Origin of the sequence: Cobetia sp. 10Alg 146 (genome assembly GCF_029846385.1) — a bacterium.
In the GTDB taxonomy this organism is placed as follows: Bacteria; Pseudomonadota; Gammaproteobacteria; order Pseudomonadales; family Halomonadaceae; genus Cobetia; species Cobetia marina.
Map to the genome: position 1 here is coordinate 132467 of NZ_JARWKT010000008.1, position 14634 is coordinate 147100.

Genomic DNA, 14634 nt, shown 5'->3' on the forward strand with positions numbered 1-14634 from the left:
CGCTCACCCGCTGCTTGCCTCAAGCGATTGGCCACCGCTCTGGTGAGCGTAGTACAGGAAGAATGCCGAATTCAGCCTCCCTTCGCCTATCCGACAAAAAGACTCGCGCTGACATGGTGGCGTCACCTCAGGGTTGCTATGTTCAGAATTCCCTTGATCACAGGAGTCTGACATGACCCGCCTGACCGCAAAGGATTTTGCCCCCGAGTTGCTGGAGCTGTATGACGGCTATGTGCACGGCCAGATCACCCGCCGCCAGTTTCTGGATCGCGCGGCAGCCTTTGCCGTCGCGGGCATGACGGCCACCTCGATACTGGCCAGCCTCAGCCCGAACTACGCGCTGGCCTCACAGGTCGAGTTCACCGACCCCGACATCGTGGCCGAGTACATCACCTACCCCTCTCCCGAAGGCCACGGCGAGGTGCGCGCCTATCGAGTGACACCGGCCAATGCCAGCGGGCCGTTGCCCGGCGTGGTGGTGGTGCACGAGAACCGCGGCCTGAACCCCTATATCGAGGATGTGGCGCGGCGTGTGGCCAAGGCCGGCTATGTCGCGCTGGCGCCGGATGGCCTCAGTTCGGTGGGCGGCTATCCCGGCAACGACCCCAGGGGCAAGGAGCTGCAGGCACAGGTAGACCCGGAAAAGCTGATGAACGACTTCTTTGCCGCCATCGATTACCTGATGGCCGAGAACCGCACCACCGGCAAGATCGGCATCACCGGCTTCTGCTACGGCGGGGGCGTCTCCAATGCGGCCGCCGTCGCCTATCCGGAACTGGCCTGCGCCGTGCCCTTCTACGGCCGCCAGCCACGCGCCGAGGAAGTCGCCGCCATCCAGGCGCCGCTGCTCTTGCATTACGCCGAGCATGACGAGCGCGTCAACGCTGGCTGGCCCGCCTATGAAGCCGCGCTCAAGGAGCACGACAAGGTCTACGAGGCCTATCTCTACCCCGGCACCCACCACGGCTTCCACAACGACTCGACCCCACGCTATGACGAACAGGCCGCCAAGCTCGCCTGGGACAGAACCCTTGCCTGGTTCGAGAAGTATCTGAGCTGACCTCAGGCGGCACCGGGGAAACTGCCACCAGACTCGATACGACGAAGCCAGCCATCACTTGGATTGCGTGATGGCTGGCTTCGTCATTTCCGTGTGACCGGGGCCGATACTTCCTCAGGCTCAGGCCTGATCAGTTCAGCACAGGCCAGTTCTGAAAAAAGCTCAGCTGCACAGTAGCCCACTGGCGACGATCTCGCTGAGCGTGCCCTGGCCGATACCGCTGATACGGGTCAGCTGGCCGCTGGAACTCCACGGACGCTGACGGATGATGTCTGCGGCACGCGCCGGCCCGATATTGGGCAGCTGATCCAGCTGATCGGCGTTGGCGGTGTTGAGGTCAATGCAGGTCTGACTCGCTGAACTGGAGGTGTTGGACGCACGACTGGCTACCTCTGCCCCGGCTGCCTGCGGCTGACCACCCTCCAGCGGCAGCAACGCCAGTGTCTCGCCGGTCACCGACAGATAGATCGGGGCGTGGTCCGAGACATCGGCACGCGCTGTCTCATGACTGATGCCCAGATAGTCCGGGAAGCGGAACACATCGCCGCTGGCCTTGGGCCATTCGCTCGGCACATACCAGATGTTGTCGTAGAGCGAGGCATAGCGGCCATCGGTCTTGGAGAGCGTCGTCGCACCCTCGGTGATCAACGGGCGCAGGCCGAGGGTACGCAGATCTCCCCACGCAGGCTCGGTCGGTGCCATGTTGAAGTCGCCCATGATGATCGCCGGAGTGCCGGGCAAGATTTCCTTCATCAGGTCATAGATATCCGCCAGCGCGCGGATTTCCGGCGAGCGATCCGCCTTGCTGTCGCCATAGACGATGTGCACGTTGGCGGCGCTGAAGGCCCGCCCAGTGTCCTTCTCGACGAAGGTGGCGAGCAGCGGCTCGCGCGAGAACACATCCTCGGGATCGAGATAGACGGTAGCCCCGCCCTGATAGGCGATCGTCTTGTCGCGATACAGATAGGCGTAGCGCTCGGTATAGGTGCTGCGCCCCACCGCATGACTGACCAGGCTGTCCCACTCGTCGCCGGTCAGGGCCTCCAGCTGCTGCTCGAGCTCGCTGACGACCTCCTCCTTCATCACCTCCTGCAGGCCGATCAGATCCATGTGGCTGGCCACCGCCGCGACCTGCTCGAGATGCTTGCCGTTGTTCCAGCCGGCATGCTTCAGATTCCAGCTGGCAATCACCGCATTCGCCTGACTGGTGGCCGCAGCGCCCAACAGCACGGGGACTGCCAGCGCCGTCACCACCCGCCTGACAATCCGCTCAAGCCGAGAGCCATCAGAGGGCTGCCGGCCGCGCGTGTTCTTGCTGATGCTACTCGTGCTGCTGTTGCTAGCGATATTTGAGTGACTGCTGCTCGAATTGCTGACGCTACCGCGATGACCTGTGCGTATCACTGCATGACCCTTGACTGATAACTCGTACACAAAAGACCGTAAGGCCCTGTATCTTATGGACTTGTCGTCAAGGTTTATAGAACCATGATGTTATTTATTACCCTTTGCGCGACTTTCGATGACTACCGGGTCAGCCACACGCTCACGACGGTCGTCGCTTGACCTTGCAGCGCAAGCTCTTACCCTCGACTCACAGCGTCTTCCCTGTCTTCCACCACGAGCTCCCATGACCCCATCGCCATCCCACTCCCCCGGCAACGCGTTGCGCCGTCTGCGCCAGAGCACGCCGCTGGTACACAACATCACCAACCATGTCGCCATGACCCCGACCGCCAATACCCTGCTGGCCATTGGCGCCTCGCCGCTGATGGCGCATGCGCAGCAGGAGATCCAGGAAATCTCCGCCATCAGTGCGGCGCTGTCGATCAATATCGGCACCCTGTCGCCCAGCTGGATCGAGGCCATGCAGCTGGCGGCGATGTGCGCCCACCGCGATGGCAAACCCTGGGTGCTGGACCCCGTCGGCATCGGCGCCTCCAGCCTGCGCCAGTACGCGTGCCGCGCGCTGCTGGAATATCGCCCCAGCGTGATACGTGCCAATGCCTCGGAGGTGCTGGCGCTGGCCGGCGAGATGAATCAGGGCCGTGGCGTGGACAGCGGCGATGACAGTGAGGATGCGCTGGAGCGCGCCAGCCGCGCCGCCGTCGCCCTGGCGCGCACGCAGAACTGCGTGGTGGCGATGACCGGCCACGTCGATGTCGTCACCGATGGCCAGCGGCAAATCACGATTCAGGGCGGCCATGCGCTGATGGGCCGCGTCACCGCCATGGGCTGCGCACTGAGCAGCGTGGTCGCCGCCTTCCTCGCCGCCTCACTCGACGGACATGACGACACCTTGCAGGCCACCGCCGCCGCGCTGGCCTGTTACGCCGAGGCCGGTGAGACGGCGGGCCAGTCAGTAGAGGGCCCGGGCAGCTTCGTGCCACGCTTCCTGGATGCCCTGTATACTCTCGACGCCGATTCCACCCTGCTTGCCTCTCGCCTGGAGCTGACCGATGTCACTTGATCTATCCCTTTACCTGGTCACCGACCCCGCGCTGTGCGCCGAGCGCGGCCTGGAAGCCACCGTGATGGCCGCCGTGCGCGGCGGCGTCAGTGTCGTGCAGCTGCGCGACAAGCACGCCAGCGACGAGGAGATGACCGCCCAGGCCATCCGCCTCAAGGCGCTGCTGGACGAGTACGAGGTGCCGCTGATCATCAATGACCGCATCGAGGTCGCGCTGGCCAGTGGCGCCGATGGCCTGCACATCGGCCAGAGCGATGGCGACCCGGTCGAGGCGCGTCGCCGTCTGGGCGAGGACGCCTTGATCGGCCTGTCGGTCCAGACGCTTGAGCAGCTCAAGGCCGTCGATGTCGAGCGCATCGACTACCTCGGCCTCGGCCCGGTCTATGCCACCGCGACCAAGCCCGATCACGCCGCACCGCTGGGCATCGAAGGACTCACCCAGCTGGTGCGCTCAAGCCCGCTGCCGACGGTGGCCATCGGCGGCATCTCGCTGACCAATGCGGGAGACGTCATGAGCAGCGGCACTGACGGCCTCGCCGTGGTCTCGGCGCTGTGTTGTGCCGAGGACCCCGCCGCCGCCGCCCAGCAATTTCTGGCGCAGTATCCTTTCTGAGCTGATCCTGCCCATCAGCTAGAGACGACAACGCCCGCCATGGTCAGCCATGGCGGGCGTTGTCGTCTTTGCTAAAGGGTCTGCCTGAGCGGATCAGCTGGCCGCGAGATCACTCTCGGCATTGGCCACCAGCGCGAACTCTTCCTCGGCGGTCTTCGCCACCAGCTGATGGCGACTGAAGATGGCGTAGTAGGCGATGCCCACCACGAACAGCACCAGAGTGTAGTTGAAGGCGCGCGGGTCAAAGGCATAGACCCCGGTCAGCGCGATCAGCGACAGCACCAGCGCGATGGAAGATGTCACGATGCCACCCGGCGTGCGATAAGGGCGCGCCATCTGCGGCTGGCGCAGGCGCAGCAGGATGTGGCTGGCGGCCATCAGTGCGTAGGAGACGGTCGCCCCCACCACCGCCATGCCCAGGATCAGATCGCCTTCACCGGTCAGCGAGACCAGGAAACCGAAGACGCCCGGCACCACCAGCGCCCAGGTCGGCGCCTTGCGCTTGCTGGTCAGCGACAGCGTCTTGGGCAGATAGCCGGCCCGTGACAGCGCGAATACCAGGCGGCTGTAGCCGTAGATGATCGAGAAGAACGAGGCCACCAGCCCGGCCAGTGCCAGCACGTTGACCAGCGTCGCCAGCCCTTCGCTGCCGGTCGCGTTCAGCGCATCTACCAGCGGCACGGCACTGCTGCCGATCGCCTCGGCACCGGCGGCACCGGCCAGCAGGAAGACGACGAGCACGGCGGTGAACATCAGAAACAGCATGGCGCCGATGATGCCACGCGGGACATCACGAGCCGGGTTGCGCGACTCCTCTGCCGCCAGCGGCACCCCTTCCACGGCCAGGAACAGCCACATGCCGAAGGGCAGCGCGGCCCAGATGCCATACCAGCCATTGGGCATGAAATCGCTGGCGCCCCAGGCATCCGTCGGCGCGATGTCGAACAGGCGACTGCTGTCGAAGTCACCGATCAGCGCGACCGCGGTGGCGATGATCGCGAACACCGCCAGACCACTGATCACCATCATCACCTTGAGCGCCTCGCCGACCCCCGCCAGGTGAATGCCGATGAACACCAGGTAGAAGATGGCGTAGATGATCGGGCCATTGATGCCCAGCAGCGACTCCACCGCGCTGCCGATGAAGATGACGATGGCTGCGGGGGCCAGCGCATATTCGATCAATACCGCAAGGCCGGTGAGATAGCCTCCTGCAGGCCCCATGGCCTGGCGCGCGAAGCTGTAACCGCCGCCGGCGGCCGGTATCGCCGCTGACATTTCCGCCAGCGACAGTACCAGCGCCAGATACATGATGCCCATCAGTAGCGCCGCGATCGCGAAGCCGCCCCAGCCCGCCTCCGCGATACCGAAATTCCAGCCGGCGAAATCACCGGAGATCACATAGGAGACCCCGAGTCCCGCCAGCAGAATCCAGCCCGCCGTGCCCTTCTTCAACTGCCGTCTGGCCAGATAGTCCTGCTCGTTGGTGTCGTGATTCGTGTCGCGAGTCATGGTGCCGCCTAGTTTCCGTCAAGCATTGTCATTGTTGGATCGGGAGATTCCCGCTGATGCGCTGCCATCCCCTCAGGACAGCAGGAAGTTCTGGATACCGCCCCCGCTCTCCAGCGAGTTGTCACCACTTCTGTCCTTGAGCCCCACCCCGGTGAGGCCGAGCTTGCGGGCCTCGCGCAGCAGGTAATGCAGCCGCTGGGCGGCCATGGCGAAGTCGAGCCCTGCCGGGCGCACGTTGGAGATGCAGTTGCGACTGGCATCACTGAGGCCGACGCGCGGCTGCCAGGTGAGATAGAGGCCGAGGCTATCCGGAGAACTGAGGCCGGGGCGCTCGCCGACCATCACCAGCACCGCCCGCGCCTTGAGCAGTTCACCGACTTCATCGCCGATCGCGACCCGTCCCTGCTCCACCACGCTGATGGGTGTCAGCGTCCAGGCATCCGGGCCCTCCTCGGCAAGCGCTTCCAGCAATGCCGCGATGAAGGGCGCGGCGTTGTTCTGGACCGCCAGAGACGACAGCCCATCGACGATCACGATGGCCAGATCCGCAGGCTCCGGTGCGAGGCTGGACAACTGCTCACACGAGGCCTCATCGAGCCGTCGCCCGTAGTCGGGGCGTTGCAGATAGGTGGTGCGATCCACGGCGCGACTGTGCAGTCGCTGGATCTGCGGGGCGTTCTCGAGCGCAGACAGCTGCTGGAGATCTTCGGTCAGCCGGGAAATCTCCAGCGGCAGATGGACGGCGTCCTGCGCGCGGGCATGCGCCAGCTGGAATTCCAGCGAGCGCTGGGTCGGCAGGCTGATGCCGGCGCGGCCCAGGCCGATGCGCGCATCCGTGAACTGCCCCAGCAACTGCCAGGCATTGGGCGTGACGATGGCGGGCGATTCGCTGACAGCCGTTCCCTGCTGGCCCTCGCGAGCCGCGGATGACGCATCACTGGGGGAGGAGTCGTGGCTCATGCGTCACCTCCGGATACCTGACGCAGGGAGTCGGCAAAGCAGGATGGCATGTCAGCGGGCAGCTTCTGCTGGGCGACATCGGTGAAGATCTGCATCTCCTCGAGCCAGGCGGCGAATTCCGGCGCCGGGCCCAGGCCCAGCACCCGTCGTGCATAGAGAGCATCGTGGAAGGAGGTGGTCTGATAGTTGAGCATGATGTCATCGGAGCCGGGGATGCCCATGATGAAGTTGCAGCCCGCCACCCCGAGCAGCGTCAGCAGGGTATCCATGTCGTTCTGGTCGGCATCGGCATGATTGGTGTAGCAGATGTCGCAGCCCATCGGCAGGCCCAGCAGCTTGCCGCAGAAGTGGTCCTCAAGCCCCGCGCGGATGATCTCCTTGCCATTGAACAGATACTCGGGACCGATGAAGCCGACCACGGTGTTCACCAGCAACGGCGAGTACTTGCGGGCCACCGCATAGGCGCGTGCCTCGCAGGTCTGCTGGTCCAGGCCGTGATGGGCATCGGCGGACAGCGCACTGCCCTGGCCGGTCTCGAAATACATCACGTTGTCGCCCACCGTGCCGCGCTTGAGTGACAGCGCGGCCTGCTGGGCCTCCGCCAGCACGGAAAGCTCGACGCCGAAGCTCTCGTTGGTGGCCTGGGTGCCGCCGATGGACTGGAAGACAAGATCCACCGGAGCGCCCTGCTCGATGCATTCAATGGTGTTGGTGACGTGGGTGAGCACGCAGGACTGGGTGGGGATTTCGTATTTCTGGATCACTTCATCCATCAGACGCATCAGCTTGATGCTCTGGGCCACGTTGTCGGTGGCCGGATTGATGCCGATCACGGCGTCGCCGTTGCCGTAGAGCAGGCCATCGAGAATGCTGGCAGCGATGCCGGTGACATCATCGGTGGGATGGTTGGGCTGCAGACGCGTGGAGAGATGGCCGCTCTTGCCGATGGTATTGCGAAAGGCCGTGACCACCTCACACTTCTTCGCGACCAGAATCAGGTCCTGATTGCGCATCAGCTTGCTGACCGCCGCGGCCATTTCCGGGGTGATGCCGGCACGCACCTGCGCCAGCACCGCCGGCGTCGCGAGGTCACTCAGCAGCCAGTTGCGGAAGTCGCCGACGGTGAGATGGGCGATCGGCAGGAAGGCTACCGGATCATGCTCATCAATGATCAGGCGGGTGATGTCGTCCTGTTCGTAGGGAATCAGCACGTCGTTCAGGAAGGTCTTGAGGGGCAATTCGGCCAGACACAGCTGAGCGATCACTCGCTCCTCGGCAGTTTCCGCGATCACGCCAGCAAGGCGATCTCCGGAGCGGGCGGGGGTCGCCTTGGCCATCAGCTCGGCCAGACTGGCGAAGCGATGGACCTGACTGCCCAGGGTGTAACGGTATTCGCGACTCATGGGTGATTCCTTGCACTGACAGATGTCATTTCATCTCAGTCGTTTTGCAGGAATCACGCCAATTTCTTCAGGCCCCTCTTTGGTCCTGCACATGCCTGCAGACCCTACGCTGCAAGGCGTGCCTTCATGACTGACACGCCTGCACGGCGAGAGTGAACATCACCGCGGCGACACCCTCGCACCAGATTGGCGCGCCTTCAGTCATTCGCGAACGGAGGCGAGCAGACAGATGCTGCCAATTGGTGCGCCCGCCCAGCCATGTCGCATGAGATGGGACAAGTGCATCGGCGCCAGATCAGCGACGTGCGCCACCCAGCTCCGTGATGATCGCCTCGCGCTGCTTGAGCGAGGCCACGCCTGCCTCTCCCAGCTTGCTGGCCACCTCGCTGAGCAGGCCTTCGGCGAGAAACATGAAGGCGCTCATGCTGTTGCTGTAGAAGAGGCTGTGATTGGGCACATGGAAACTGTGGCGCGCCAGCGGCTCCAGCGGGGAGCTGGCCGAATCGGTCAACGCGATCACCACGACACCGCGTTTCACCGCGACCTCGGCGCAGGCCACCACGCTTGGGGTGTAGGGGAAGCAGCTGGCCACCACCAGCACGTCGCCGGCCGCCAGCTGGGCCAGCGCATCCGCCACGCCCTGACGACTGGCATCCAGCGGCGCCACATCCGAGCGCAGCATGCCAAGTCCATAGGCCATGAACAGTGCCAAGGAATTGAACTGGCGCATGCCATGCAGGCGCACGCGCGGGGCTTCTGCCAGCAAGGTGGTCGCGGCCTCGAAGGCCGCGGCGTCCACCCTCTCCAACATGCCGAGAATATTGGCGCTTTCCTGTCGCCCCAACCGCGCCAGCTGCGCCATGGCGGTGCTATCCGCATCACGTGACGAGAGTTGCGCCGCCTGGGCGCTGTAGAAATGCTGGCCATCCGTCACGGCCTGACGGAAGACAGCCTGAAACCGGCTGAAGCCCTCATATCCCAGGCGCTGCGCCAGACGCGAGAAGGTCGAGGCATTCACGCCGGTCATCTCCGCCAGCTGGCTGATGGAAGATACCGCCGTGCGCTGCGGCGATTCGATCAGCACGGCCAGCACGCGTCGGGAACTCGCGCCGAGGCGGATCTCCACCTCACGACGATCGATCGCCACCAGCAGCTGCTTCAACCCTTCCAGGGTCTCCGGCGGCGAGTCAGGGGATGCGGGCCCGGGGGCTCGGGAGGATGGGGGCATGGGATGCCTCCTTGGCAAGGGACAGGACAGATGGCGGCAACGGTAGCATCTCTGGCGGGTCGAGTCCGAAGGCACAAGCGACAACATGCAATTATTGATTGCATAAACGACAAATGCACTACATATTTGCATTACGCCTTCGCGCCCCCGCCCCACGGAGCCCCCATGAGCCACGTCTTCCATCGCAACCTCCATCAGGACTACCCCACCGCCGTGCAAGGCGATGGCCCCTACATCGTCGACCGAGAGGGTCGCCGTTATCTGGATGCCAGCGGTGGCGCTGCCGTGTCATGCCTGGGCCACAGCGATGAAGCGGTAGCTCAGGCCATCAAGGATCAGGTCAGCCGACTGGCCTACGCGCATACCTCGTTCTTCACCAGCGAGCCGATGGAGCAGCTGGCCGACTTCCTCATCGAGCGCGCCCCCGAGGGGCTAGAGTCCGTCTACTTCGTCTCCGGTGGCTCGGAAGCGGTCGAGGCAGCGCTCAAGCTGGCCCGTCAGTATTTCGTCGAGATCGGCCAGCCCCAACGCAAGCATCTGATCGCGCGGCGTCAGAGCTATCACGGCAATACGCTGGGCGCGCTGGCCACCGGCGGCAACGCCTGGCGCCGCCAGCAGTTCGAGCCGCTGTTGATCAACGTCAGTCACGTCAGCCCCTGCTACGCCTATCGGGACCAGCAACCCGACGAGACGCCCGAGGCGATGGGCGTGCGTCTCGCCGCCGAGCTTGAGGCGGAAATCCTGCGGCTGGGCGGTGAGAACGTGATGGCCTTCGTGGCAGAGCCCGTCGTGGGTGCCACCCTGGGGGCCGTCACGGCGGTGCCGGGCTACTTCACGCGCATCCGCGAGGTCTGTGACCGCTACGGCGTGCTGCTGATTCTCGACGAGGTGATGTGCGGCATGGGACGCACCGGCAGCCTGTTCGCCGCCGAGCAGGAAGGTGTCACGGCGGACCTGATCACCATCGCCAAGGGGCTGGGCGCCGGCTATCAACCGATCGGCGCGACCCTGGTCAGCCAGCGCATTCGTGATGCCATCGCCAATGGCTCCGGTTTCTTCCAGCACGGCCATACCTACATCGGCCATGCCACCGCCTGTGCCGCGGCGCTGGCGGTCCAGCAGACCATCGAGTCCCGCGAGCTGCTCACACGTGTCAACGTCCTCGGCGAGGGACTGCAAGCACGCCTGGGCGAGCGCTTCGCGAACCATCCCCACATCGGCGACATCCGTGGTCGCGGTCTCTTCCAGGGCGTGGAGCTGGTGGCCGACCGCGACACTAAGCTGCCCTTCGACCCTGCGCTCAAGCTGCATGCTCGCCTCAAGAAGGCCGCCATGGCCGAAGGCCTGATGTGCTACCCGATGGGCGGCACCCTGGATGGCCGCCAGGGCGATCACATCCTGCTGGCACCGTCGTTTATTCTGCAGGAGTCGCATCTGGACGAGATCACCGACAGGCTGGGGCGTGCCATCGACACCACCCTGGCCAGCCTGTGACGGCTCAGCTGCAGGCGCATTGACTACCCACGATCTTTGAATGGATTTGAATGGAGTGACTTTCATGGCGATCACATCGCGCCTGACCGAACTGGATGAGGCCAGCATGAGCGCAGCCCAACGTGAGGTGATCGCCGAGATTCTCAGCGGCCCGCGCGGCAACCTCGACGGCCCGTTTCTGGCCTGGGTCCACAGTCCGGAGCTTGCCAATCACGCCCAGCGACTCGGCGCCTTCTGCCGCTACGCTACCGGCCTTGAGCTGCGCCTGAGCGAGCTGGCGATTCTCACCACGGCGGTGTGGTGGAAGTCCCAGGCGGAATGGCAGATCCACGCGCCGATCGCCGAGCAGGCCGGCCTCTCGCCGGATGTCATCACGGCACTGCGCGAGGAGCGGGAGCCTGAGTTCGACCGCGATGATGAGCGGCTGATCCACCGATTCACCCGCGCGCTCTACGCCGAGCGGCGTATCGATGATGCGCTGTATGCCGAGGCCGTCGCGATGTTCGGCGAGACGGTCGTGGTCGAACTGGTTGGCATACTGGGTTACTACGCTCTGGTGGCGATGACGCTGAATGTCTTCGCCGTGCGGCGTGGCGATGACATCCCGCTGCCCTTCGAGGAGCCGAACGGCTCCTGAACCGCTCGCCGCAAGTCGCTCATCGCCTGGCGCCCATCGCCCTGGCGGACACGCTGCCGAGACGCAGGACGCCCTTGCCGAGATTTCCCCTGCGAGGCATGCTCGAGTTGTCACACTCTGCGCCCCGGCTGACTCCGGGGCGCGATGCATTGCGGCGCAAGCACCCCGACAACAACGACAAGACAACATGGTGAGCATTCGATGAGTGATAGCGAACACACGGAAGTGGCCGTGATCGGCGCGGGCGCCGTCGGTGTCGCCTGCGCCCTGTGGCTGCGGCGCAGCGGCCACGAGGTGACGATGATCGAGCGCGAGGGCATCGCCAGCGGCACCTCCTTCGGCAATGCCAGTACCCTGGCGGATTATGGCTGCCTGCCCATCGCTCGCCCCGAGATCTGGCGCAGCATGCCCTCGCTGCTGCTGTCACCTGACTCCCCCTTCGTCATCGACTGGAAGTGCCTGCCGAGGCTCTCGCCGTGGTTGATGCGCTTCATGGGTCAGTGCAACGCCACGCGCTTTCGAGCCAACAGCGAGATGCTGGCGCGTCTGCTCAGTCACACCTACGAGGACTATCAGCCGCTGCTGGACGCTGCCCCGGCGGCGGCCGGGATGATTCAGCGCAAGGGCTGTCTATATGCCTACGGCAAGGCCGAGAACCTGCAGGCCGCACAGGGCGATATCCGGCTGCGTGACCAGCTCGGCATCCAGCAGCAGGTACTGACAGCGGACGAGCTGATCGCGCTGGAACCCGCCATGGCAGGCCATACCGCCGGCGGCGTGCTGTTCCCCTCCTCCTGTCATCTGGATGACCCGCAGGTGTTCATCGATACCCTGGCCGCTCCGCTGCGTGAGGAGGGCCGACTCGTCACCGCCGAGGTCACCCGCCTGAGCTCTCAGGCCTCCGGCATGCTGCTGGAGTACGCCGACGGCAGACGGCTGATGGCGGACCGCGTGGTACTGGCAGCCGGGGCCTGGTCGGCACATCTCGCCCGCCAGATCGGCGACAGGATTCCGTTGGATACCGAGCGTGGCTACCACATCGAATTCGATCTCGAGCACTCGCCGCTCAACCGCCCGACCTGTCCGGTGGAGAGCGCCTTCTACATGACGCCTCTGCGAGGCGCCGAAGGGCCGCGTCTGCGAGTGGCAGGCACCGTGGAGTTGAGTTCGCTTGCGGGGCCCGCCAACCCGGCCCGCTTCGACTATCTGGAAACCCGAGTGCGTAGGGTGCTGGGACTGGATGCCCCGGTAGCCCGGCGCTGGCTGGGCTTTCGCCCCACCCTGCCGGACTCCGTGCCGGTGATCGGCCCGTCACCCAACGAGCCGCGCGTGATCCATGCCTATGGCCACCAGCATATCGGCGTGACCCTGGCGGGCGTGACCGGGCGACTTGTCAGCGAGTGTTTAGCCGAAGGCTTACCTGACTGGCTGGCACCCTGCTCCCCGGCACGTTTCTGACACTGCGCGAGGCATTCGAGGCCGAGCCTCAGGATGCCTTGTCCAGCACCCGCTGCCCGGGCAGCATGCGCGCCAGCAGCTGCTGCCACTCGTCACACAGGACGTCGGCATCGAAGCGTGCCGCGTTCTCGCGCGCCAGCAGGGACATCTGCTGGCGCCGCGGCGCGTCCTCGATCAGCAGGCAGAGCTCACGCGCCAGTGCCGCAGCATCTTCCACATCCACCAGCACGCCACTGCCGCCCTGAAGGATCTCCGCCGGGCCGGTCTCGCAGTTGGTGGAGACCACGGGAAGACCGAAGGACTGCGCCTCCAGCAACGTCATCGGCAATCCCTCCCAGCGCGAACTCATCGCGAACAGCGCCGCCCGCTGATACTCCTCTTCCACCCGGGAGGTGCGACCGACGAAGACCACGCTCTCGCTCAGACCCAGCGTCCAGGCCTGGGCCTTGAGGGCGTTCTCATCCTCTCCCCAGCCGACGATGCGCAGTCGCCAGTCCGGATGTTGACGGGCGACCCTGGCCCAGGCCTCCAGCAGGACATCAAATCCCTTCTGCTCGGTGAGGCGGCCGACGGCCAGCACGGTGCGCGATGCCTGAGTCGGCGCATTCTCCTGGGGGATGCGCGGCACCGGATTCCAGATCGCCTGCACCTTGTCGGTGATGCCATAGCGTGCACGCCACGCCGTGGCGTCCCGCTCGGTCAGCACCACGATGGCATCCGCCAGACGCACCGCGGTCGAGCGCCCCACCGTGCGCAGGTGCGAGCCATGATGCGTGCCGAGATTGAAGTGCTCCCAGCACACCAGTCGCGAACGCACGAAAGGTGCCCATGACGCACAGAAGGCGAACAGGATGGAGTCCACCAGAATCACCGCATCCGCCTGATGGCGGCGCACCTTGGCAAGCAGACCCGAGCTGATGCCCATGAAGCGGCGCACGCCACCGCGCGCTTCCTTGAGCTTGAGCTCACTGGTCATGACAGCGTCATCGAGATGAAAGGTGGTGGTCGCGGGACCGAACAGGCTGGCGATGGTGACATCATGTCCCGCGCGTGCCAGTCCACTGGCGATCTCGCAGGTCACGCGTTCCGTACCGCCGTCACTGGAAAGATTGCCGACGATGAACAGGATCTTCATTTCTCATGCGCTCCGTGCAGGGAAATTCACGCAGGAGAGCCGTGTCCGGCAGGCGCAGCCAGGGGCGCGGTGCACCAGACATGACAATCTCCGGCGCAGAAAAAACCCGCCACCGACGAGTGTCGATGGCGGGGTCTATTTTGAAGGGCTATTTCGAGTGGACGATATCGAGTGAGCCATTTCGAAAGGCTAGCTCGTAAGCCAGTTCGAGGGGCCCTGGCGAGAAGCCATGTCCGGGGGCTCTGGCGAGGGTCGATCACGCATGGCCATCGCGCTGTCTCGCCTGACAATCGCGAGCTCGGCCCACGATCGCGGTGTCACCAGACATCATGCGTCGCTCAGGAGGAGGCTCTACCGCCCAGCTTCGCCTCATGCAGAGCTGGGTGATGCTCCCTGTCGGAGACCTGGTCAATCACGCCACAGTCCTCGCAATGATAGCGAGGCGGCAGCCCGATCAGCCGCTGCCACCAGTGGCGCTTGATACGGTGCACGCTGGCACCGCCACATTGGGTGCAGAAACGATATCCACGCATGATGACTCTCTACTCCATGTATTCTCAGATATCCCGGGCACGACCCCGAGATGCTTCCATTACGTGCATGGCAACTGGCAGGACAGTCAAATGGCGCAATCGCCATCATGCGCTGCCCTCTACTCGGCAGA

12 protein-coding genes are annotated in these 14634 nt (G+C 64.7%); 6 read left to right on the plus strand and 6 right to left on the minus strand.

All coding sequences use genetic code 11. From position 1 onward, the window contains the following. Positions 1 to 172: 172 nt before the first annotated feature. On the plus strand, positions 173 to 1060 hold the full coding sequence (gene yghX / locus QD172_RS14280; protein WP_176494380.1) for a YghX family hydrolase: 888 nt from the start codon (positions 173 to 175) through the stop codon (positions 1058 to 1060). A 162-nt stretch (positions 1061 to 1222) separates the two neighbouring features. Here yghX and QD172_RS14285 read toward each other — a convergent pair whose 3' ends face one another. Beyond that, positions 1223 to 2311: an endonuclease/exonuclease/phosphatase family protein gene (locus QD172_RS14285; RefSeq protein ID WP_279856105.1), complete on the minus strand. Its 1089-nt coding sequence runs from the start codon at positions 2309 to 2311 to the stop codon at positions 1223 to 1225. A 379-nt stretch (positions 2312 to 2690) separates the two neighbouring features. On the opposite strand from QD172_RS14285, the gene thiM reads away from it, so the two are divergent. Together thiM and thiE are read left to right on the plus strand one after the other, a co-directional pair. Continuing rightward, positions 2691 to 3530 carry a hydroxyethylthiazole kinase gene (gene thiM, locus QD172_RS14290; protein ID WP_191237381.1) on the plus strand — a complete coding sequence of 280 codons (840 nt, stop codon included), beginning with the start codon at positions 2691 to 2693 and terminating at the stop codon, positions 3528 to 3530. Then, positions 3520 to 4143: a thiamine phosphate synthase gene (gene thiE, locus QD172_RS14295; protein ID WP_279856106.1), complete on the plus strand. Its 624-nt coding sequence runs from the start codon at positions 3520 to 3522 to the stop codon at positions 4141 to 4143. The genes thiM and thiE overlap by 11 nt, the downstream gene beginning before the upstream one ends. Before the next feature lie 93 nt (positions 4144 to 4236). Here thiE and eat read toward each other — a convergent pair whose 3' ends face one another. The 4 genes from eat to QD172_RS14315 form a co-directional block, all read right to left on the minus strand. Continuing rightward, positions 4237 to 5655 carry an ethanolamine permease gene (gene eat, locus QD172_RS14300; RefSeq protein ID WP_279856107.1) on the minus strand — a complete coding sequence of 473 codons (1419 nt, stop codon included), beginning with the start codon at positions 5653 to 5655 and terminating at the stop codon, positions 4237 to 4239. Between the two features lie 72 nt (positions 5656 to 5727). After that, the gene (gene eutC, locus QD172_RS14305) at positions 5728 to 6615 is read right to left on the minus strand and encodes an ethanolamine ammonia-lyase subunit EutC (protein WP_279856108.1); all 888 of its coding nucleotides are present in this window, start codon (positions 6613 to 6615) and stop codon (positions 5728 to 5730) included. Beyond that, a complete protein-coding gene (locus QD172_RS14310; RefSeq protein ID WP_084208253.1) occupies positions 6612 to 8018 on the minus strand; it encodes an ethanolamine ammonia-lyase subunit EutB in 1407 nt (468 codons plus the stop codon). The genes eutC and QD172_RS14310 overlap by 4 nt, the downstream gene beginning before the upstream one ends. 295 nt (positions 8019 to 8313) lie before the next feature. Further along, complete coding sequence (locus QD172_RS14315) at positions 8314 to 9246, minus strand: MurR/RpiR family transcriptional regulator (protein ID WP_279856109.1); 933 nt, start codon at positions 9244 to 9246, stop codon at positions 8314 to 8316. Between the two features lie 165 nt (positions 9247 to 9411). On the opposite strand from QD172_RS14315, the gene QD172_RS14320 reads away from it, so the two are divergent. From QD172_RS14320 to QD172_RS14330, 3 genes are all read left to right on the plus strand, one after another. Next, the gene (locus QD172_RS14320; protein WP_279856110.1) at positions 9412 to 10740 is read left to right on the plus strand and encodes an aspartate aminotransferase family protein; all 1329 of its coding nucleotides are present in this window, start codon (positions 9412 to 9414) and stop codon (positions 10738 to 10740) included. 64 nt (positions 10741 to 10804) lie between these two features. Next, complete coding sequence (locus QD172_RS14325) at positions 10805 to 11377, plus strand: 4-carboxymuconolactone decarboxylase (protein WP_084208250.1); 573 nt, start codon at positions 10805 to 10807, stop codon at positions 11375 to 11377. A 201-nt stretch (positions 11378 to 11578) separates the two neighbouring features. Then, on the plus strand, positions 11579 to 12835 hold the full coding sequence (locus QD172_RS14330; protein ID WP_176494388.1) for an FAD-dependent oxidoreductase: 1257 nt from the start codon (positions 11579 to 11581) through the stop codon (positions 12833 to 12835). A gap of 28 nt (positions 12836 to 12863) precedes the next feature. On the opposite strand, the gene QD172_RS14335 is transcribed toward QD172_RS14330, so the two are convergent. After that, positions 12864 to 13970, minus strand: a complete 1107-nt coding sequence (locus QD172_RS14335) for a glycosyltransferase family 4 protein (protein ID WP_279856111.1) — start codon at positions 13968 to 13970, stop codon at positions 12864 to 12866. Positions 13971 to 14634 lie beyond the last annotated feature (664 nt).